Consider the following 20,468-nt stretch of genomic DNA (forward strand, 5'->3'; position numbering starts at 1 on the left):
ATAAATTAATAATTTAAGCAATTAATTAATTTATCTTGATTATTAATACAATTGTGTGGTACAATAATTGTGTACAAACATATTCATTCTAAATTTGCTTCATGAGAAGTTTTTATATTTTCATAAAACAATATTGAATGAATGGTAAACTTCAATTTATCTCTTTTAGAGAACATCAGGAGGGGCCAAAATGAGTGTTCAGTTATTGGATAAGACCAGAAAAATCAACAAGTTACTTCACAACAATGATTCTCGTATGGTGGTTTTCAATGATATTTGCGGGGTGTTAAGCGAGATTCTAGACTCAAATATCATCGTACTCAGCAAAAAGGGAAAGGTTTTAGGAATTAAGAACAGAGATGACATTCCTGCTATCCAGGAACTGATCAAGGACAATGTCGGCTCATATATAGACAGTGACCTTAATGAGAGACTGCTTAGTATCCTGTCAACAAAAGAAAATGTTAACCTCATTACCTTGGGCTTTGAATTCAAGGAAGTTAATGATTATCAGGCTATAATCATTCCTATAGATATAGCCAGTGATAGGTTTGGAACACTGTTTATCTACAAGTTAAAAGAACCTTACAACATTGACGACATTATCCTTGCAGAATATGGCACTACAGTAGTTGGACTTGAGATTATGAGGTCTGTCAATGAAGAAAATGCCGAAGAGAGCAGAAAGATTCAGATTGTTAAGTCAGCTGTAAATACTCTTTCTTTCTCGGAGCTTGAGGCAATTACCCATATTCTTAGTGAATTAAACGGCAACGAGGGTGTTTTGGTTGCAAGTAAGGTGGCTGATAGAGTCGGAATCACAAGATCGGTTATTGTAAATGCTCTTAGAAAGTTTGAAAGTGCGGGAGTAATCGAGTCGAGGTCTTCGGGTATGAAGGGTACCTACATAAAGGTGCTTAATGATGTAGTATTTGATGAATTAACCAAGGTTAAAAACAAGTAATAAGGTATTTATGTACAGAGGGATTTGGTTTTTGCTAAATCCCTTTGTATATTTTAAAACTAATTTCCATTTTAGGTTGTAATTTTGAGAAAATATATTATAATAGATATGTTAGGGTACAATTAGCATGTCTATATCTATGCGTTTTTGGCATGTGCTATTTTACCCTTAATGGTATATAAACGTATATAGTATAGGAGTTATGATTATGATTGCATCGGATGCATATAATTTTATCAATGTCCTGGGAAAGGCAGCAGATGCCAGTTGGATGAGAAATAATATTATTTCGAATAATATCGCCAATAATGACACCCCGGGATATAAGCGCAAGGATGTGCAGTTTGAGTCCTATCTTGCAATGGAACTTATAAGAGGAGGCAACCTAAGAAGCAGGGTTGCTAACACAGACCTCGACAGACTTGACGGCATTGCTTATACAGACTATTCAAGTCTCAGCTATAGAGCCGACGGAAACAACGTAGACATCCATACAGAGAATACTTATCTGGCGGAGAACCAGCTTAGATATTATACTCTCTTAGATTCTATGACACAGGAGTTTTCCAGACTTAAGATAGCGTTGACTTCAACCAGCCAGTAAAATTAGTATTGGAGATATTATAAAAAGAGAGGTATAGGAAATGTCAGTTTTTGGAGCTATGGATATAAGCGCAACAGGTATGACTGCACAGCAGCTTAGAACAGATATAATTGCGCAGAATATTGCTAATATAAATACTACAAGAGACGAAAATGGCCATGTATACAGAAGAAAGAATGTAGTATTCGTTGAAAAAGATGTAACAGGCTTTTCACAGATTCTTCTTAGGACTGCAGGAAGAGTTGGCAATGGAGTAAAGGTATCTAAGATATACACTGATACCGAGAGCCCTGTAAGGCTAGTATACGATCCTTCACATCCTGATGCAAATGAAGATGGATATGTAGAGTATCCTAATGTGAATACAGTTCAGGAAATGACTGATATGATAGATGCTACAAGATCTTACGAAGCAAATGTAACCGCTTTCAATGCGACTAAAAATATGATATTAAAGGCGCTTGAAATGGGCGGAGGCCAGTAATCAGCTAAGTTTACCGTAATTTAATTATATTATATTGGAGATGATTGTAATGGATATTGCTGCAATAGGTAGTTTAGTTCCACTTAAAAATATTAACGGTGTTAATACTAAGAGTTCTGAGGCCGGCATAGTACAGGGAAGTACAGAAGGATTTGAAAGTATATTCAAATCAGCTCTTGACATGGTTAAACAAACCAATGACCTCACTAACGCAGCGGAACAGGAAGAAATGAAATTTGCGCTTGGCAATTCAGACAACATAGCGGACCTTATGGTGGCTCAGAGAAAAGCTAATCTTTCCCTACAATATACGGTAGCCATTAGGAATGCAGTAATGAGTGCATATAGAGAGATAATGAATCTTCAGTTCTAATTTAACTTATATACTGCTGAGGAGAAGATTGTAGATGAATACGCTTTTAGAACGATTGAGAAAGATTCCGGCAAGATTCTTAGAATTTTGGAATAAATATTCGCCTGTGCAGAGAATACTGATGATAGCTGTGGGCGTGGGTGTCTTTCTTGCAATCATATTGGTATCCTACTTTGTCACAAGACCGGTAATGACGACACTGGTCAGGGCTGAGAAAGCCGCTGATACAGCAAAGATTACCGAACTCCTGACGGATAACGGGATTTCTTATGATCTATCATCAGATGCACTGACAGTATCGGTAAATGAAAAAGATTATTCTAATGCCTTATTGGTGCTAGCTAAGAATGATATTCCGTCAATTGGGATGTCAATCGATGAACTTTTTGATAACAGCTTTTCGACTACGGAAAGTGAAAAGAAGCTAAAAGCCAATATATATAAACAGGATTGGTTGAAACAGGTTCTCTTAAATATGGACAATATTGAAAATGCCGTTGTTTCAATCACATCACCGACAACAGGTAATACTCTTTTTGCCGAAACTAAGGACACTTCCGTAAGTGTTATTCTTACCGTAACCAGTGATTTTAAGCAGGAGAATGCAAAGACCATTGCGAATATTCTTGCAGGAGCTGTAGGTAATGACAGCACAAAGGCAATAACCATAGCAGATCAAAATGGCAATCTGCTTTTTAATGGTGCAGATAATGATGTATTTAGTGGAGGCATTAACTCAATAAGTGATTATGAGAAAAATGTTACCGGAGTGAAGAAAGAGGAGATATACAAGCTGCTCGTTGGGCTTCCTGCCTATGATGATGCAAAGGTAGCAGCCAATTTTGCATTTGACATGAATAAAATCAGCTCTGTATATACTGAATATACACCTGCTGAGGGTGCTGAGCAGGGACTTAAGTCACACGACTATACCTATGATGCCCAGAATTCCAACGGTAACGGAGGAACTCCGGGAACAGATGCAAACAGTGAGACAGACTACATGGTTCAGGATGGCGCAAACGCCAAGGGCAATGTGGCAATCTCCGAAAACGACTATTTACCAAATAAAAAGGTAACCAATACAGAGGCTGCCATGGGCGCAATCAAGGCTAATGAGTCTTCGATTGCTATAACTCTCATTTCCTATAAGAACTACAATGAAGCAGAGATGAAGAAGAACGGACAGCTTGACGGCACAACCTTTGATGAGTTTATGTTTGCCAATCAGGCTGCCACAGAACTTACAGTTCCGGCAAATGTGATAACCCTTGTATCAAGGGCTACGGGAGTTCCTGAGGCTAATATTCAGATACTGGCCTGGCAGGTACCTATATTCCAGCCTGAAGAGGGAGGAAGCTTCTTCACATTTACCAACATACTTATGTTAGTATTAGCAATTCTCATTGTTGCTCTCCTCATCTTTGTAGTATTTAAGGGACTTGCACCTGTTGAGGTTGTCGAACTTGAACCTGAACTTTCTGTTGAGCAGCTTCTTGCTACAACTAAGGAGAATCAGTCACTTGACGATATTGAGTTCTCTGATAAGTCCGAGACCAGAAAGATGATAGAGAAGTTTGTTGATGAGAATCCTGAGGCTACAGCTCAGCTCCTTCGTAACTGGCTGAGTGATGAATGGGGGTAAATAATGTCTAACAAGACTTATAGCGAATATACAGGTATTGAAAAGGGTGCAATCCTTATGATTGCACTCGGGCCTGAAAAATCATCATCAGTGTTTAGGTATCTTAAAGATGAAGAAATAGAGGAGCTTACACTTGAGATAGCCAATACAAGAAGTGTGGCTCCGGATATAAAGGATGCTGTCTTAGATGAATTTTATGAAATATGTCTGGCTCAGCAGTATATCTCAGAAGGTGGTATCGGTTATGCGAGAGACCTTCTTGAGAAGGCTCTTGGAGCAGACAAGGCTCAGACAGTTATTGGCAAGCTTACTGCAAGCTTGCAGGTTAGGCCTTTTGAATTTGTAAGAAAAGCAGACGCATCACAGCTCTTAAGCTTTATACAGGATGAACATCCTCAGACCATAGCACTCATACTTTCTTACCTGCCAACATCACAGGCGGCTGCGGTAGTGTCTTCACTCCCACCTGAGAAGCAGCCTGACGTTGCAAGGCGTATAGCTACTATGGATAGGACTTCTCCTGATGTTATAAAGGAAGTGGAAGATGTGCTTGAAAAGAAACTGAATTCTCTTGTCAACCAGGATTATACTATTGTTGGTGGTGTTGACAGCATTGTTGAAATCCTCAACACAGTTGACCGTGGTACAGAGAAGCATATTATGGAGACTCTTGAAATTGAAGAACCTGAGCTTGCTGACCAGATCCGCAGGAAGATGTTCGTATTCGAGGATATCCTGCTGCTTGACAACAAGTCAATTCAGCGTGTACTTCGTGACGTTGACAACAACGACCTCTCAATTTCTCTAAAGAATGTAAGCGAAGAGGTTCAGACTGCAATATTCACCAACCTTTCAAAGCGCCTTGCTTCTATGATAAAGGAAGAGATGGAATTTATGGGACCTGTGCGTGTTAAGGATGTTGAAGAGGCACAGCAGAAGATTGTTAACATCATAAGAAAGCTTGAAGATTCAGGAGAAATTATTATTTCACGTGGTGGAGGAGACGAGATAATTGTCTAATATTATAAAAGGCTCAAGAGCCAGAGAAGAAGCTGCAAGCTTTGTAATAGACTCTAATTCAAGGGTTGGTTCTTATTTTTCAAATCTTGTTAAAGAACAGGAAGAAATGGCATCAAATGAGCCTGAAGTAAGAAATATAGAGCCTTTGGCTGAAGTTTCGCCTGAAATAGCAGTAGAAGAACAGCCAAAGCTTTCTCCTGAGGAGATTGAGGAGGAGGCAAGGAAGCGTGCTGCTGAGATTATAGCAGAGGCTGAGGAGCAGAAAAAGCAGATAATGAATCAGGCTGTAAAAGAAGCCAAAATAAAGGAGAAAAGCCTTAGAGAAGCTGCCTCTGAGGAAGGTTACAAGGAAGGACAGCTTAGGGCTAAGGAAGAATATGAGAATAAGCTCTTAGAGATTGAGGATGAAAAGGCAAAGCTTAGGGAAGAATTTGAAGCGGAAGTTGAGAGGCTTGAGCCTATATTTGCAGGCCTTGTTATTAACTACGTGGAAAGACTTACGGGTATAGTTGCCAACGAGTATGAGGCCGTCATCTACAATATGCTGGTTGCAGCTATAAATAATGCGGACTCCAGCCGTTTTTATGTCATTCATGTGCCTAAGGAACAGTACGAATATGTTAGCTCTAGAGAGGGTTATATAAGAGAGATAGTGGGAGACCGTGTAAATATCGAAATCATAGCGGATCCGGTACTCCCTCTTAACAGCTGTAAGATAGAGACTGACTCCTGCGTTATTGATACCGGACTTGATACAAGACTTACAACTCTTGTCAATTCCATAAGGCTTCTTGCAGGAGGAGGCAAAAAGAAGGATGATTAAAATGATAGGAGGGTAATAGTATTGTTCAACGTAAATAAGTATTATTCCCTTTTAGACCAGCCACTGGAAAAAAAGTACGGCAAGGTTACGAGACTCATAGGGCTTACAATTGAATCCCTTGGGCCTAGTGCCAATATAAATGATTTATGTATAATATATTCCAATAATAAATCTGGCAAGGGAACCTACGCAGAGGTGGTTGGATTCAGAGATAACCGTATTTTGCTGATGCCCTATGGAGATGTTGAGGGTGTTGGTATAGGGAGCCTTGTTGAAAGTACAGGAGCTCCTTTTCACGTTGCAGTAGGCTATGATATGCTTGGAATGGCTGTAGACGGACTGGGAAGGCCTATAGCATCTGATAGGACCTTTGAGAAAGAGGACAGCTACTCTGTTGAGGCTATGCCGCCTGATCCTTTTGCAAGACAGATGATAGAGGAAGTTCTACCTCTTGGAGTGAAGGCTGTAGATTCTCTCCTTACCATGGGTAAAGGGCAGAGAGTGGGTATATTTGCCGGTTCAGGTGTAGGCAAGAGTACGCTTATGGGTATGTTTGCAAGAAATACCAAGGCAAGCATCAACGTAATCGCCCTCATAGGAGAGCGAGGCAGGGAGGTTAGGGAATTTATAGAGCGTGACCTTGGAGAAGAGGGTATGAAACGCTCCGTAGTTGTTGTGGCTACCTCTGACCAGCCCGCTCTTATCAGAAAGAAGGCTGCAAAGACAGCTACTGCGATAGCGGAATTCTTCAGAGACAAGGGTGAGGATGTGCTTCTTATGATGGACTCGCTTACCCGTTTTTCTATGGCTCAGCGAGAGATAGGTCTTGCGAGCGGCGAACCACCGGTAACCAGAGGATACCCTCCAAGTGTGTATTCGGAGATGCCTAAGCTCCTTGAAAGAGCGGGAAATGGAGACAAGGGCTCGATTACAGGCTTATACACAGTGCTTGTAGACGGTGATGATATGAATGAGCCTATTGCTGATACCGCAAGAGGTATACTAGATGGGCACTTCATCCTTTCAAGGGCCTTGGCTCAGAAGAACCATTATCCTGCTATAGACGTACTTCAGAGCGTCTCCAGATGTATGTCATCCATTGTAACCAAGGAGCATAAGAGACTTGCAGGTACGATGAAGACTGTAATGGCTACCTATAACGGAGCGGAGGATCTTATCAATATAGGGGCGTACAAAGCAGGAGCTAACCCTGATATTGATTTTGCCATTAGTAAGATTAAGGAAGTAAATGCGTTTTTAATGCAGAGTACGGATGAAAAGTTTTTGTTTGAAGATGAGATAGAGGGGTTAAGGTCAATATTTGCGGAGGCTGAATAAGTCTTTATCCCATCCCGGAAACATCAATTAAAGAATAAGGTGAAATATGGCGAAATTTAAGTATAGGATGCAAAACATCCTGGAACTGAAGATGAAGCTTGAAGAACAGCAGAAAATGGATTTGGCTGCAGCCAGAATCAACCTAAATGAGGAAGAGGACAAGCTTAAAGAGTTATATGAAAGAAAAAATGAATATCAGGAAGCCTTGCGTGAATCCTGTAAAAATAAGCTAAATGTCCATAAAATAAGGATGAGTACCCTTGCTTATGAGAGCATGGATGATGTTATCAGCCGCCAGAAGATAGAAGTAAAAAAGGCTCGCGGCAAGGTTGCCATAGAACAGGACAAGATGGGTGAGGCTATGAAGGAGAGAAAGATTCAGGAAAAGCTTAGAGAACGGAATTTTAACAGATTTGTAAAAGAAGTCGCATACGAGGAAGCTGCTATGGTAGACGAGCTTGTAGCTTATAAGTATGGATCTGATGTAAATTCAGAAAAATGGAGGATAGATGGCTGATATAGATGAGATGGATGAGCTTGATAATCTGGATGAAGTAGAAGATTCAGGCCAGTCTAAGGAAAAAAAGAAAGACAAGAAGAAAAAAAGTGAGGAAAAAGAAGGCATATTTAGCAGGATACTTACCATCATTATCGTGCTTTTCATTGTAGCCATTTGGCTTGCTATATTTGCCCTTCTTATAAAGTACGATGTGGGTGGCTTTGGCTCCACTGTGCTTAGGCCAATGCTTAAAGACATACCGGGCATAAATCAGATATTACCTGATATTCCTGATGAGCAGGCGGCAGAGGAGAATAATTATCCTTACAAAAATCTTCCTGAGGCAATGGATAGAATAAGTGAGCTTGAAGCCGAGCTTGCTGCAGCAAACGGAACCAAGAAAGGCAATGCTAATTACCTTGCCCAGCTGGAGGCTGAGGTAGCAAGGCTCAAGACCTTTGAAGAGAACCAGCTCCAGTTTCAGAAGGAGAAGGATAAGTTTGACAAAGAGGTGGTCTTTAACGATAAGGCACCTGATCCTGAAGAATACAAGAAATACTATGAATCTATAGATCCCGATAATGCCGCTGAGATATACAGGCAGGTGGTTGAACAGCAGGATACTGAAAAGAAGCTTATAGAACAGGCTGAAATGTATAAGAATATGAAGCCGGAGGAAGCAGCAGCCATATTAAACGGTATGGGTGGAGACCTTGACTTGGTTGCCAATATTCTACTTCATATGAAGACTAAAGATGCCGGAGCCATACTGGCTAAGATGGATACAAATATGGCTGCCAAGATAACGAAAAAAATTTCAATAATGCAATCAAGATAAACTTAAGTTTTACTCCCTTTGATCCGATATAAGTTGTAGGGTATATTATATGCCCTGTGTATAACGGATAGAAGGGAGATTTTTTATGGTAACAGCTCAGATTAATGCTGTTTCACCGGCGGTTTCTTCTAAAGCTAAAGTACAGTCCGTCAAAGCGGATGGCTCATTCTCTGACATCTTAGGTAAAGAGAGTGCTGCATCAGCATCTAAGGGCGGTGCCAAGGAGTCTAAGGGAAACAACAGCATAGTCTCTGAAAAGTACTACAAGGAAGACAGCAAGGTAGAGGCTGATAGCAATCAGACAACTAATAAGCCAAATGACAAGATGAATACTGACAAGAAAAACGAGGCTTATAAGGCGAAAGATGATAGTTATAAGACCACAAAGGATAGTTCGCTTGAAACGGCTGTCGAAGAGACAAAAAGTGGTGAAGGGCAGGATGAAAAGGCAAAGTCTTTAATGGCAATACTAGCAAGTATGTTTACACAGATTTCTAATAATACAGGAATTGATGAAACTACAGTCAAAGATTATATTGCCACTAACAATTTAACATCTGCAGATTTGCTGGACATTAACAGCTGGAAAGGTCTTGTTACTGAAGCTAACGGACTTACGGATATTTCAGCTATACTCACAAATGATGAGGCATTTAAGGATTTGGGAAACATTTCTGATATAATAAATGCTCACCTTGCTGAGATGGGGCAAATGACTTCCGGAATGACAGAAGGAGTCACAGATGAAGCGCAGATACCGCAAACAATAGTCATACCTGAGGAGGTTGCGGTTAAAACAGATGAGCTCCTTACAAAGTTTGTAAAGGCCGAGAATGTAGAAACTGCCGCACCCAAGGAGGATGAGACTTCCGGCAAGGAAGTAGATGAGACCGGCAGCGCAGAAGAACTTGCTACATTTTCTGCTATGGCAGATAAAAATGCGGTGGCAGGTGCACATACTCAGTCAGGATTTGAACAGAGCAGTTCTAATTCACGCGGGAACAATCAGACTACCGCAGTAGAAGGAGTTTCGGCTCCTGCTCATAATATATTTGACAATATTGCGGCCAATATAGAAAAGCTTGAAGGAACCAACTCACTTCCTGAGGGAACTACAACAAGAGACATACTTAATCAGGTTACAAGCCAGATAAAGAACTTACACGCACCTGATAGGACAAGTCTTGAATTTCTGCTTACACCTGCCATGCTTGGCAAGGTAGCAGTAAATGTATCCTCTAAAAATGGTATATTACAGGCAGAGTTTAGGGTAGAAAATGCACAGGCAAAGGCTGCACTTGAGAGCCAGATTGCAGATCTTAAATTAAATTTTGAAAATCAGGGACTTAAGGTATCAGAGGTTTCTGTCATGATTAGCGAAAATGGAATTGGAAGCAACGATCAGGGAAAGAATACAGGTGAAGAAGGCAAAAAGAATTCCGGCAAAAGAAACAGGTCTTTTGCAATTGATGGTGAAGATGCAATAGACTATGCACTTACTTCGCCTGAGGATGCTATAAGAGCCTATACTGATGGAGACACAGGAAGCAATATTAACCTCGGTGCATAATTATAGAAAGGTAGAATATGAGCGATTTTAATACTAATTACAGTTCTACAAGAACTGACCAGGGTCTTCAGGCACAGGTAATAGATGGTGTTATTAGCAAGACCAACAATATAGAAAAAACTAAAACTGCTGATGAGCTTAATAAGCTTGGTAAAGATTCGTTTCTTAAACTTCTCGTTGCACAGATGGAGAATCAGGATCCAATGCAGCCACAGAGTAATACCGAGTGGGTATCTCAGCTTGCTACCTACTCTACACTTGAGCAGATGCAGAACATGAATGCTGTAATGACCAATTCGCAAGCTTTTGGCCTAATTGGTCAGGATGTAATAGTAGCCACCAAGAATGCTGATGGCAAAGAGTCCACAATAAGCGGAAAGGTTGACTTTGTATCTGTTAAGGGCAACAAGTCATATCTGTCAATAGACGGCAATCTCTATCCGTCATCAGACCTTCAGTCAATCATCAACCCTGACTATATAAAGGGCAATGTGATTCCTAAGGTCGAGAACAAGGACTTGAAGTTTAATAAAGACCACCCTGAAGTTATGAAGTTTCAGGTACATATGGGACAAGGCGCGGGAAAGGCTACAGGTCTTGCACTTAGTATAAACGGCAATGACATACCTGCTAAGAACTTCACTATTGACGGAGACGGTATTGTAAATGTATATCCGGATGCATTTAAGGACTTAAAGAAGGGACATTATCAGATAGATGTTAAGTTTAACAATGACTTTGGAACACATAGCAATACCAGTCTATCGGTAACTATATCAGAGGGCGATCTTCCAAAGAAGGCAGAGCCAGCAAAGCCTGTTGAACCGACAAAGCCAGTTGAACCAGCAAAGCCAGCTGAACCGACAAAGCCAGCTGAACCAGCAAAGCCTGCAGATACAACAACTACTCCTTAATTATATAAGGAAATATGTCCTACCTGCTCCAAGAGTATATAGTCACTTTATGAAAATGAACGAATAACGAATATTTTGAGGCCAGAAATAACCCAAGAGTTTTTCATAGGAGATTGCAATAATATTTCCTATGAAAAATATTTTGGAGTAGTGGTAAAAGGTGTTAACTTTTAACATAGATTAGCCGATATTATCTTTGTGGAGGTGAGGATGTGAATATAAATAATGGAAGTTTGGGCTCCATTGAGCAGATTAGAGGTAAATATCTTGGCAAGCAGGAAAACAAAAACCAAGATGCGGCTGCCCTTAAGGGAAATAGCTTTAGAGACGTACTTCTAAGTCAGGCTCAAAAAGACGAAGGAACACTCAAGTTTTCAAAGCATGCCAATGAGAGACTTGCCAGTCGTAATATCAATCTTTCAAATGAACAGATGTTAAGACTTTCAGAAGGAACTGACAGAGCAAGGCAGAAGGGAATCAAAGAATCACTTATAGTAGTTGATGAGCTTGCATTTATAGTAAATGTAAAAAATAACACAGTAGTAACTGCTGTAGGAGATAGTGAAGATAAGATTTTCACAAATATTGATGGAGCTGTGATAAGCTAAAGCCGGACCTTTATGGAGGCTTTTGTTTCTGAATGACAGATGAAACACTTATCAAAACAATAAAAGTTTAATATGGAGGTCATTTATTATGATGAGATCACTTTTTTCTGGTGTTGCAGGTCTTAAGGTACACCAGACCAAGATGGATGTTATTGGTAACAATATTGCAAATGTTAATACAGTAGGATTTAAGTCCAGTTCAGTAGTATTTTCTGATGTTTTCTATCAGACTACTCAGTCTTCATCAGGTCCTAACAAGGAATCAGATGTAGCAGGTATTAACTCAAAGCAGATCGGTCTTGGTGCAGGAGTTTCTGCTATATCTAAGAATATATCAGGAGCAGGCGGTTCTCAGGCAACTAACAACGCATTCGACTGTATGCTTACAGGAGATTCATTCTTTATTACTAAGAATGCAGGAAGAACTTATTTTACAAAGAATGGTGCTTTTACAGTAGATGCTGACGGTACACTTACAACTTCAGACGGAGCTAAGGTTCAGGGATGGCAGGTAGATCCTGATGACAAGACAAAGACTAAGCCGGGCCCAGTATCTAACCTTAATATCATGGCACCTGAAAATATGTATACAGATCCTGAAGCTACAACAGCGGCTTATATGTCAGGAAACATAGATAAGACAGATACACAGCTTGCATCAGGTTCAGCAGGCCGTACTTTCCAGACTAACTTCTATGACAACTTAGGATATGAGTATACAGCTAAGTTTAATATGAAGCAGAGTTCAGTATCTGACAATGCTTACTACATAGAGCTTAAGGATATACTTAAAGATGGTAAGTCTATACTTTATACAGCTACAACCAATGACACTGGAACTACAGAATATACGGCTACAGGCTGGGGTGCAAATGTTACCACAGAAAAGCAGGATTTAAGTGGTGTTGGTGCACCTGATATAACAGACGGCAAGCTTACTTTTGCTGACAACTTTGCATTTATGGCTGTATTTGACGGAACTACAGGTAAGTTCAAGAGCCTTGCTGCTGACGGAGCAGATCCTGCTTATGATTCAACAGGTCTTGATGAAAACGCCAAAATTAAGAAAATGTTCTTAAATATCGGTGGTAAGTCACCTAACCCATTCAAGAACATCGAGATTGATTTCTCACAGATGACAATGTTTGCAAGCTCAACATCATCTAAGATTGAGTCAACCATGGGTGATGTAGACGGTAACGGTAAGGGTAAGATGAAGGGTACCTTAAAGGGTGCTTCCATTGATAGCTCAGGTAAGATTTACGGTTCTTATGACAACGGAGATCTTAAGCTCCTTGCTCAGATTGCAGTTGCAAACTTCAAGAACCCTGCAGGTCTTGAGTCTGTAGGTAACAGTAACTTCGTAGAGACTATGAACTCAGGTAGATTTGACGGTGTTGGAAAAGACGTTACCTCAGAAGGCGGCAAGATAAGCACAGGTATGCTTGAGATGTCAAACGTAGACCTTGCAGCACAGTTTACAGATATGATTACCACACAGAGAGGTTTCCAGGCTAACTCAAGAACAATCACAACAACTGATTCAATTCTTGAAGAGCTTATCAACCTCAAGAGATAATAGATATATTTAATAACTTTGCCCAACAAAACTTCCCCTATAAACAAGAAAAGCCACAAGGCAGCAATGCTTTGTGGCTCTTTCCATGTTGAGCAGGGATATTACACCCTTATCATTATCTTGTAACTTTCACTCTGTTTGAGATATCTTCTTCAGTCTTAGGATTCGGCTCTGCATCAATTCCTCCAAAAGGCATCTCTGCAATTAGTTTGTAGTTATCAGGTACATTAAAGAGCTTTCTTACAGCCTCATCAATAACGGGGTTATAGTGCTGAAGACTTGCGCCTACTCCAAGTTCAGCTAAAGCTGCCCAAACTGATATCTGAAGCATTCCATTTGCCTGACCGTTCCATACCGGGAAGTTAGATGAATAAGCAGGATAAGCATCCATAAGCCCCTTTGTCACTGTCTCATCAGTAAAATAAAGCACAGTTCCTGCTCCTGCCTTGAAACTATCGATTTTCTCCCTTGGAACCTTTCCTTCAAATGCATCGTATACAGCATCCCAGAGCTTATTCTGTTTCTCTCCAAGTGCTACGACAACTCTCTGACTCTTGCAGTCAAAAGCATCGGGTACAAGGGATACAGTTTCTTCTATTGCTTTTATTACTTCGTCTTCAGAAACAGGAAGAACCTTGTTCAGTGCATATACAGATCTTCTTTTTAATAAAGCTTCTCTAATTGACATAATTTTTCCTCCGTATTAATCAAATACATTATTAAATTGAACACAATTTAACAATATCACACATATTGAATAATTGCTATAGGAAATTTTAACAAAGAATAATAACAAAATAAAAGTAAACATAGTAAATATATAGGTTAATAGAGTTTTGCCCTGTAACTGTTTACAGACAGTTTTCTATTTGTTATACTTTATGGTACGAGAATAAAAGACAGTTAGTAGGCTACAAGCTTACCTGTAAGAAGAGAAGCTATGGCAATACAGTATCATAGGGAAGCAACCCTATATTACCCAAGTTAAAACTGAGAAAGAAGAATAATTATGACCTTTGATATTATTATACCTACCTACAAACCGGGAGAAGAGCTAAAGGCTCTACTTAAGGGAATTCTCATCCAGACCTTAAGGCCTGATAATATTTATATAATCAACACAGAAGAAAAATTCTGGAAAAAGGAATATGAGGAGATACTGCCTGTAAAGGTAACCCATATCAAGAAGTCGGAATTTGACCATGGTGCTACCAGAAGACTTGGGGCTAAGATGTCTGAGTCTGATATTTTTGTCTGTATGACGCAGGATGCAAGACCTAAAGATGGCAGGCTTTTTTCTAACCTGCTTTCAGCCTTTAATGACGAAAAGGTTGCAATATCCTATGCCAGACAGGAAACTGATGAAAAGGCCGGAGAGATAGAAAGATACACCAGAGAATATAATTACCCTGACAAAGACAGGGTGAAAAGTAAGTCAGATATAGAGACTATGGGGATAAAGGCCTGGTTTTGCTCAGATGTCTGCGCTGCCTACAAAAAGCAGATTTATGAGGAAGCAGGAGGTTTTGTACATCCTACGGTGTTTAACGAAGATATGCTGATGGCGGCTAAGGTTATGGAGCTTGGCTACAAGGTGGTATATAAGGCAGATGCAAGGGTGGTTCACTACCACGAATACAGCCTGTGGCAGCAGTTTAGCAGGAACTTTGACCTGGGAGCTTCTCACAGGGAGTATAGAGAAGTATTTTCAAAGGTATCCTCATATAAGGAAGGTGGCAGGCTTGTAAAGGATACCGCCCTCCACCTATTAAGGAAGGGGAAGTTTTATCTGCTTCCTAAGCTTGTATTTCACAGCGGTGCCAAGCTGATAGGTTATAAGTTTGGCAAGAACTATGACAGGCTGCCAAAGAAGCTGGTGCTTAAATTCTGTATGAATAAGGATTATTTTAAATGATTGCAATAATAATGGGTGTGTATAACGGCGAAAAATACATCAAAGAGCAGATTGGCTCTATAATAGCGGGTGACTGTAAGGACTGGAAGCTTTTCATCTTTGATGACGGCTCTAAGGATAATACCGAGAATATAGTTAAGGAGTTTGTGAGAAGCTATCCTGACAAGATATATTTTGAAAAGAACAGAGAGAACCTTGGGGCAGCAGGGAATTTCTTTAATGGAACTAAGAGGGTTAAGGCAGAGCTTGCGCCTGAGGCAGAGTACTTTTGTTTTTCTGACCAGGATGATGTGTGGGTGGAGGACAAACTAAGCCGCTCACTTGCTAAAATAAAGGAAATAGAAGGGGGGAGACCTGCCCTTGTGTTTTCCGATGTGGCAATTACGGATAGAAACCTTAAAGTGACGGCAGATTCTTATTTTAAGGCAGAAAAGGTTGACAATACTAAGATAGCCCTTAATTACCTCCTTATGGAAAATAAATTCATAGGGGGAACTGTTATGGTTAACAAGGCTTTGGTGGATGCTGAACTAAAAGCTGAAGAAAAGGGACTTCTGCCACATAAAAAGGCTAAGATGCACGACTGGTGGTTTGGACTAATTGCTGCAGGACTTGGGAGAGTAGGAGAAGTTAAGGGCTTTACCGAATACTACAGGCAGCATGGAGGCAATGTAGTAGGTGGAGAGACTTTTGGCTCGTATTTTATAAGCAGAATCAGCAAACTTAAGGAAATAAGGCAGAGGATATACCAGAATATAGAACAGGCAGAGGAGTTTCTCTCATACTTTGGAGACAGCCTCCCTCCTGATAAGAAAAGGATAACTAAGGAATTTGTAAAGCTTAAGGACAGGGGATTTATAGGAAGAAGGGTGAGCCTTATTAAGAACCGCTTTTTTAAGTCAGGATTTATAAGAAACATAGCATTATTGATATTTATATAGCAGGGAGAACCTGTGAAAAATAGGAGATTTAAATGAAGATTTCTACTAAAGGCAGGTACGGGCTCAAGGCCGTGCTTGATATAGCTATGCATGATGAGGCTTCGTCAGTTAGCAGCATAGCTGCAAGACAGTGTATTTCGGAGAATTATCTTGAGAGGCTGATTGCCATGCTTAAAAAGGCAGGGATTGTCAACAGTCTAAGAGGTGCCCAGGGAGGCTATGTGCTTGCAAGGCCGGCAGAAGATATATCCGTAGGCGAGGTGCTTAGGGCTCTTGAAGGAGACCTAAACCCGGTTGACTGTGCGGAAATAGATGGCTCAGGCGACTTTTGTGAGGGTGCTGATACCTGTATAACCAAATTTGTATGGAAGAGGATATCGGATAGTATAAATCAGGCAGTAAACAACCTGATGATATCTGAGCTTGCAAGAGATGGCAAGCATCTGATAGAGGAAAAAGGTGTAGATAAGAATACCAGTCCGGTATGTAATAGAAGATAAAGGAGTAATATGTCAAAGAAAGTAGTAGTTGGAATGTCTGGAGGAGTGGATTCATCTGTAGCTGCCTATCTATTAAAGGAAGAGGGCTACGAGGTCTACGGAGTTACGATGGATATATGGACAGAAGGAGCTATCGATACGGTAAACGGAGGCTGTCTTGGAAGCAAGGCAAAGGAAGATGCGGCAAGGGTTGCCAGCCATCTTGGCATACCTTATGAGATAGTTGATGTAAGAGGGAAATTCCGAGACAATGTAATGGATTATTTTGCAGATTCGTATAAAAATGGGCAAACGCCAAATCCCTGCACACTTTGTAACAGAATGGTAAAGTGGGAGGCTCTCTTTAAGGGGGCCCAAATTTTTGGAGCAGACTATGTGGCTACAGGCCATTATGCCAAGATAAGAGAACTTCCAAATGGGAGATATTCCATAGCGAACTCACATACGGCTGCAAAGGACCAGACCTATGCTCTTTGTAACCTTACTCAGGAACAGTTAAAGAAAACCCTGCTTCCTATAGGAGATTATGAAAAGAGCGAGGTTAGGAGGATAGCAGAAAAGGCAGGAATAGAGGTAGCCTCAAAGCCTGACAGTATGGAGATTTGCTTCATACCTGATGGAGATTATGCAGCCTATCTTGAAAATGAATATGGAATAGTGGCTAAAAAGGGCAACTTTATAGATGTGAGTGGCAAGGTTTTGGGAGAGCATAGAGGAATAGTTCATTATACTGTAGGTCAGAGAAAAGGCCTCGGTATCACCTTTGGCAAGCCTATGTTTGTAAAGGAAATAAGACCTGAGACTAACGAGGTGGTTCTTTCTGACAATGAAGGTCTCTTTAGCACTAGAGTAGTGGCTGAAAGAGTTAACTTTATGGCTGAAACCAAAGAAGAAATTGAAGCGCTAAACAAGACCTATATGGCAAAGATAAGATATAACCACAAGGGTGGTGACTGTAAGCTCTCCTTTGATGGAGAGAGGGTGGTGGCAGAGTTTCTAGAGCCGCAAAGAGCATCTGCCCCGGGGCAGACCTTGGTAGTCTACAACGAGGCAGGTGAAGTTGTCTGCGGTGGTAGAATTATCAGAAGCTAATTTTGATAGGCTTTCTATTTTCAAAAATATAATATCCGTCAAAGCCCAGTTCTTTTAAGAGGGCTTCACATTTATTAAAATCATAGGCAAGATGTTCAGGTTTGTGGCCATCTGAGCCTATGGTTATTTTTGTGCCACCTAGCTTTATGTAGCGTTTAAGAACCTCGGGCTGTGGGTTAGGCACTCCAAGACCGTATTTATATCCTGCAGTATTTACCTCAAGAGCCTTATCAAGCTCGATTACCCTCTTAAGTATCGGATCTATGAGACTGGCATATTCCCTGTATGCATAGTGGGATTCGCCGGGGTTCCCTGCCTCATCCCTTATGTATCTAAAGATATAATCAAGATGACCTAGGGTATCAAAGTCGGTGAACTTGTTTATCATTTCAAGCATTATAGTAAAATATCTCTGCACAGCCTTTTTACTGTCGTGGTATAGCCAAAAATTTGGATAATAAGGATCCATTCCGTCTATCAGGTGAATGGAGCCAATGACAAAGTCAAAATTATATTCCTTTAATAACTCTTCGTATTCAGGTAAGGCCTTTTCACAGAGTCCAAGCTCAATGCCTGTAAGGATGTTCAATTTTCCCTCAAACGCAGTTTTTACCTCTTTTATCTTTGCTGTATAAGTAGGAATGTCTAACTTAAAAATATTGACGGGATTACCATTTTCATCCTGAACCTCAGGGTAATACAGGTCTTCATGGTCGGTAAAACAATAATGTTTCAGACCTAGTTTAACGGCTTTTTCAGCCTGTTTTTCCATAGGGGTTTCCGAATCTCCCGAAAAATCTGAATGTGTGTGCATATCTGCTATTATCATATCTGCCTCCTATATCTGTCTAAGTTCTGATATATCAGAATCAGTTGTTAGAGAGTAATTGGTGTAGTAAACTACAAAGCCGGGCTTTGCGCCGTTTGGTTTCTTTATCTCTTTTTTCTGTACATAGTCCACGTCATGCTTAGTTCCGTCACCTTTTAGAGAGGATGAGGTATTTACACTTGAGTAGTGAAGGGCAAGCTTTCCCGCCTCTTCAAAGGCTCTGTCAGGAACCTCCCTGCCATTTGTCACAAGGAGGACATGAGAGCCTGCACATTTTTTAGCATGGAACCACCAGTCATTGTTTGTGGCTAACTTAAAGGTAAGATAATCATTTTGTATATTATTCTTCCCTACATAGATGTCAAAACCATCGCTTGATACAAAGTGAAGTGGAGTTCCCTTAGCTTCTTTTGCCTTACCCTTTTTAGAGTTTATTCCTGTTTTCTTGGCATAGCCTGCACTTTCAAGCTCTTTCCTGATTTCTGCAAGGTCTTCCTCATTTTCTGCTAATTCAAGTGACATCTTGATTGACTCTAAGTGGCTTAACTCAGCCTCGGCCTCCTCTTGCTGTGAAATCACAGCCTCATAAGTTCTTTTAAGACGGGCATATTTATCAAAGTATTTCTTGGCATTTGCCATCACAGGGATGGTGGTATCAAGGCTTATATTAACTTCCTTACCTGAATAGTAATCGGTACAGGTAAGCACCTTATCTCCCTCCTTTGCCTGATAGCCGTAGGTAGTTATCAGTTCTCCGTATATCCTGAATTTATCTCTATTTTCGGTATCTCTAAGCTGCTTAGCAAATATATCAAGCTTGTTAGCAGTCCTTGATATGGCGTTGGTTATGAGCTTTCTTAGGTCTGCTGATTTTTGCCTTATTCTGTCATTCTTATCCTTTGAATTGTAGAACTCCTCAAGAAGGGATGAAAGACTGGAAAAGGTCTTGCTTTCCATATTCTCATAAATGCTGAGAGAAAAAGCAGCAAAGGCTTTAGGCTCGAGGTTATTACCATAGTATATTGTAGGGGTGAATTCACCGTTTTGGATGAGACTTATAAATTTACTAAAATTCTTAAAAAGCTCATCTACATTCTCTGCGTTAAGTGAGGCTGTAGGCTGGTCTGCATCAAGCCCTGAAAGAGAGCAGATTTCATTAGCTATCTGAGGTGAGAAGCCCGTAAGTGAGGTATAAATCGCCTTTCCTATGGCATTTGGCTTCTTTGCTATCACATTTACAAAGTAGTCATAATCAGCATCAAAGGGGTTTATCCTACCCTCCTGCTCAGGCACAAAGTAGCTTCTTCCCGGCAGTATCTCCCTGACTGAGCTAACAAGAAGGGATACATGCTTTATACTGTCTATTACCTTTTCTTCATCATCAAGGAGGATGATATTGCTGTATTTTCCCATTAGCTCTATGACTAACTGTTTCACTGAGAGGTCGCCCATCTCATCCAAATGCTCGGTCTTAATTCTTATTATTCTCTCAAGCCCCGGCTGTGAGACGTCTAGTATTTTAGCACTTCCAAGATGTTTCCTAAGAAGCATGCAAAAGTTTGGAGCTGTCATAGGTGACTTGCGGCTCTCCTCTGTAATGTATGCAAGAGGAAGAGAAGCATTTGCAGATAAAAAAAGTCTATATTGAGTTCTGTTATTTTTAACTGTAAGCACGAGGGCATCCTTCTCAGGCTGTGCTATTTTTGTAATATAACCACCGGTAAGGCAGGTGCGAAGCTCATAGGTTATGCCTGCCACCACTGTTCCATCAAAAGACATAATATTTCCTTTCTGGTCTGAACAAAATAAAGTAAAAATTCTCAACCTAATTATATAACAATCATAAAAAAAGTAAATGTACAAATATGCAAAATATTGAGAAAAACAATAGATAGTATTAATTACTTTGGATTATCATCCGATATATAATTA

The 20,468-nt window shown here is 40.4% G+C and carries 21 protein-coding genes; 18 read left to right on the plus strand and 3 right to left on the minus strand.

Translation table 11 applies throughout. The annotated features are described in order from the left end of the window. The first annotated feature begins 190 nt into the window (after positions 1-190). The 14 genes from codY (at position 191) to JJN12_RS02935 (ending at position 13,259) form a co-directional block, all read left to right on the plus strand. Positions 191-964, plus strand: coding sequence for a GTP-sensing pleiotropic transcriptional regulator CodY (gene codY, locus JJN12_RS02870; RefSeq protein WP_208428288.1), 774 nt, complete (start codon positions 191-193; stop codon positions 962-964). A 208-nt stretch (positions 965-1,172) separates the two neighbouring features. After that, positions 1,173-1,568, plus strand: a complete 396-nt coding sequence (gene flgB / locus JJN12_RS02875; protein WP_208428289.1) for a flagellar basal body rod protein FlgB — start codon at positions 1,173-1,175, stop codon at positions 1,566-1,568. A 40-nt stretch (positions 1,569-1,608) separates the two neighbouring features. Then, entirely contained in the window at positions 1,609-2,052 is a 444-nt protein-coding gene (gene flgC / locus JJN12_RS02880) for a flagellar basal body rod protein FlgC (RefSeq protein ID WP_208428290.1), read from the plus strand. A gap of 49 nt (positions 2,053-2,101) precedes the next feature. Continuing rightward, positions 2,102-2,425: a flagellar hook-basal body complex protein FliE gene (locus JJN12_RS02885; RefSeq protein WP_208428291.1), complete on the plus strand. Its 324-nt coding sequence runs from the start codon at positions 2,102-2,104 to the stop codon at positions 2,423-2,425. A gap of 34 nt (positions 2,426-2,459) precedes the next feature. Further along, positions 2,460-4,070, plus strand: a complete 1,611-nt coding sequence (locus JJN12_RS02890; protein ID WP_208428292.1) for a flagellar M-ring protein FliF C-terminal domain-containing protein — start codon at positions 2,460-2,462, stop codon at positions 4,068-4,070. A 3-nt stretch (positions 4,071-4,073) separates the two neighbouring features. Continuing rightward, positions 4,074-5,090, plus strand: coding sequence for a flagellar motor switch protein FliG (gene fliG, locus JJN12_RS02895; protein WP_208428293.1), 1,017 nt, complete (start codon positions 4,074-4,076; stop codon positions 5,088-5,090). Continuing rightward, positions 5,083-5,913 carry a FliH/SctL family protein gene (locus JJN12_RS02900; RefSeq protein ID WP_208428294.1) on the plus strand — a complete coding sequence of 277 codons (831 nt, stop codon included), beginning with the start codon at positions 5,083-5,085 and terminating at the stop codon, positions 5,911-5,913. The genes fliG and JJN12_RS02900 overlap by 8 nt, the downstream gene beginning before the upstream one ends. Positions 5,914-5,934: 21 nt before the next feature. Beyond that, on the plus strand, positions 5,935-7,251 hold the full coding sequence (gene fliI, locus JJN12_RS02905) for a flagellar protein export ATPase FliI (protein WP_208428295.1): 1,317 nt from the start codon (positions 5,935-5,937) through the stop codon (positions 7,249-7,251). A gap of 46 nt (positions 7,252-7,297) precedes the next feature. After that, positions 7,298-7,768, plus strand: coding sequence for a flagellar export protein FliJ (gene fliJ, locus JJN12_RS02910; protein WP_208428296.1), 471 nt, complete (start codon positions 7,298-7,300; stop codon positions 7,766-7,768). Continuing rightward, positions 7,761-8,588 carry a MotE family protein gene (locus JJN12_RS02915; protein WP_236013665.1) on the plus strand — a complete coding sequence of 276 codons (828 nt, stop codon included), beginning with the start codon at positions 7,761-7,763 and terminating at the stop codon, positions 8,586-8,588. Before fliJ ends, JJN12_RS02915 begins: the two co-directional genes overlap by 8 nt. An 85-nt stretch (positions 8,589-8,673) precedes the next feature. Further along, on the plus strand, positions 8,674-10,158 hold the full coding sequence (locus tag JJN12_RS02920; protein WP_208428297.1) for a flagellar hook-length control protein FliK: 1,485 nt from the start codon (positions 8,674-8,676) through the stop codon (positions 10,156-10,158). A gap of 17 nt (positions 10,159-10,175) precedes the next feature. Further along, a complete protein-coding gene (locus JJN12_RS02925) occupies positions 10,176-11,072 on the plus strand; it encodes a flagellar hook capping FlgD N-terminal domain-containing protein (RefSeq protein WP_208428298.1) in 897 nt (298 codons plus the stop codon). 212 nt (positions 11,073-11,284) lie between these two features. After that, the gene (locus JJN12_RS02930) at positions 11,285-11,680 is read left to right on the plus strand and encodes a TIGR02530 family flagellar biosynthesis protein (protein WP_208428299.1); all 396 of its coding nucleotides are present in this window, start codon (positions 11,285-11,287) and stop codon (positions 11,678-11,680) included. Positions 11,681-11,768: 88 nt separating this feature from the next. Beyond that, positions 11,769-13,259 carry a flagellar hook protein FlgE gene (locus JJN12_RS02935; RefSeq protein ID WP_328706785.1) on the plus strand — a complete coding sequence of 497 codons (1,491 nt, stop codon included), beginning with the start codon at positions 11,769-11,771 and terminating at the stop codon, positions 13,257-13,259. Positions 13,260-13,374: 115 nt separating this feature from the next. Here the strand turns inward: JJN12_RS02935 and JJN12_RS02940 are convergent, their stop codons facing one another. Next, on the minus strand, positions 13,375-13,947 hold the full coding sequence (locus tag JJN12_RS02940; RefSeq protein WP_208428300.1) for a nitroreductase family protein: 573 nt from the start codon (positions 13,945-13,947) through the stop codon (positions 13,375-13,377). A gap of 321 nt (positions 13,948-14,268) precedes the next feature. Between JJN12_RS02940 and JJN12_RS02945 the strand changes: the two genes are divergently transcribed. From JJN12_RS02945 to mnmA, 4 genes are read left to right on the plus strand one after another with little or no spacing between them, the layout of a single operon-like run. Beyond that, a complete protein-coding gene (locus JJN12_RS02945; protein WP_208428301.1) occupies positions 14,269-15,174 on the plus strand; it encodes a glycosyltransferase in 906 nt (301 codons plus the stop codon). Continuing rightward, positions 15,171-16,115: a glycosyltransferase family 2 protein gene (locus JJN12_RS02950; RefSeq protein ID WP_208428302.1), complete on the plus strand. Its 945-nt coding sequence runs from the start codon at positions 15,171-15,173 to the stop codon at positions 16,113-16,115. Before JJN12_RS02945 ends, JJN12_RS02950 begins: the two co-directional genes overlap by 4 nt. A gap of 32 nt (positions 16,116-16,147) precedes the next feature. Continuing rightward, the gene (locus JJN12_RS02955) at positions 16,148-16,615 is read left to right on the plus strand and encodes an RrF2 family transcriptional regulator (protein WP_208428303.1); all 468 of its coding nucleotides are present in this window, start codon (positions 16,148-16,150) and stop codon (positions 16,613-16,615) included. A 9-nt stretch (positions 16,616-16,624) separates the two neighbouring features. Further along, a complete protein-coding gene (gene mnmA, locus JJN12_RS02960) occupies positions 16,625-17,707 on the plus strand; it encodes a tRNA 2-thiouridine(34) synthase MnmA (RefSeq protein WP_208428304.1) in 1,083 nt (360 codons plus the stop codon). Here the strand turns inward: mnmA and JJN12_RS02965 are convergent. Both JJN12_RS02965 and JJN12_RS02970 read right to left on the minus strand, forming a co-directional pair. After that, complete coding sequence (locus tag JJN12_RS02965) at positions 17,697-18,536, minus strand: histidinol-phosphatase HisJ family protein (protein WP_208428305.1); 840 nt, start codon at positions 18,534-18,536, stop codon at positions 17,697-17,699. The genes mnmA and JJN12_RS02965 overlap by 11 nt on opposite strands. Positions 18,537-18,545: 9 nt before the next feature. Beyond that, positions 18,546-20,315, minus strand: a complete 1,770-nt coding sequence (locus tag JJN12_RS02970; protein WP_208428306.1) for an Rqc2 family fibronectin-binding protein — start codon at positions 20,313-20,315, stop codon at positions 18,546-18,548. Positions 20,316-20,468 lie beyond the last annotated feature (153 nt).

It is taken from the genome of Catonella massiliensis (assembly GCF_016651435.1).
GTDB classification, from domain to species: domain Bacteria; phylum Bacillota; class Clostridia; order Lachnospirales; family Lachnospiraceae; genus Catonella; species Catonella massiliensis.

Bases quoted from the DNA above. Each gene is read 5' to 3' on its own strand.
- codY (WP_208428288.1), top strand. From the start codon at position 191: ATGAGTGTTCAGTTATTGGATAAGACCAGAAAAATCAACAAGTTACTT.
- flgB (WP_208428289.1), top strand. From the start codon at position 1,173: ATGATTGCATCGGATGCATATAATTTTATCAATGTCCTGGGAAAGGCA.
- flgC (WP_208428290.1), top strand. From the start codon at position 1,609: ATGTCAGTTTTTGGAGCTATGGATATAAGCGCAACAGGTATGACTGCA.
- JJN12_RS02885 (WP_208428291.1), top strand. From the start codon at position 2,102: ATGGATATTGCTGCAATAGGTAGTTTAGTTCCACTTAAAAATATTAAC.
- JJN12_RS02890 (WP_208428292.1), top strand. From the start codon at position 2,460: ATGAATACGCTTTTAGAACGATTGAGAAAGATTCCGGCAAGATTCTTA.
- fliG (WP_208428293.1), top strand. From the start codon at position 4,074: ATGTCTAACAAGACTTATAGCGAATATACAGGTATTGAAAAGGGTGCA.
- fliJ (WP_208428296.1), top strand. From the start codon at position 7,298: ATGGCGAAATTTAAGTATAGGATGCAAAACATCCTGGAACTGAAGATG.
- JJN12_RS02915 (WP_236013665.1), top strand. From the start codon at position 7,761: ATGGCTGATATAGATGAGATGGATGAGCTTGATAATCTGGATGAAGTA.
- JJN12_RS02920 (WP_208428297.1), top strand. From the start codon at position 8,674: ATGGTAACAGCTCAGATTAATGCTGTTTCACCGGCGGTTTCTTCTAAA.
- JJN12_RS02925 (WP_208428298.1), top strand. From the start codon at position 10,176: ATGAGCGATTTTAATACTAATTACAGTTCTACAAGAACTGACCAGGGT.
- JJN12_RS02935 (WP_328706785.1), top strand. From the start codon at position 11,769: ATGATGAGATCACTTTTTTCTGGTGTTGCAGGTCTTAAGGTACACCAG.
- JJN12_RS02940 (WP_208428300.1), bottom strand. From the start codon at position 13,947: ATGTCAATTAGAGAAGCTTTATTAAAAAGAAGATCTGTATATGCACTG.
- JJN12_RS02945 (WP_208428301.1), top strand. From the start codon at position 14,269: ATGACCTTTGATATTATTATACCTACCTACAAACCGGGAGAAGAGCTA.
- JJN12_RS02950 (WP_208428302.1), top strand. From the start codon at position 15,171: ATGATTGCAATAATAATGGGTGTGTATAACGGCGAAAAATACATCAAA.
- JJN12_RS02955 (WP_208428303.1), top strand. From the start codon at position 16,148: ATGAAGATTTCTACTAAAGGCAGGTACGGGCTCAAGGCCGTGCTTGAT.
- mnmA (WP_208428304.1), top strand. From the start codon at position 16,625: ATGTCAAAGAAAGTAGTAGTTGGAATGTCTGGAGGAGTGGATTCATCT.
- JJN12_RS02965 (WP_208428305.1), bottom strand. From the start codon at position 18,536: ATGATAATAGCAGATATGCACACACATTCAGATTTTTCGGGAGATTCG.
- JJN12_RS02970 (WP_208428306.1), bottom strand. From the start codon at position 20,315: ATGTCTTTTGATGGAACAGTGGTGGCAGGCATAACCTATGAGCTTCGC.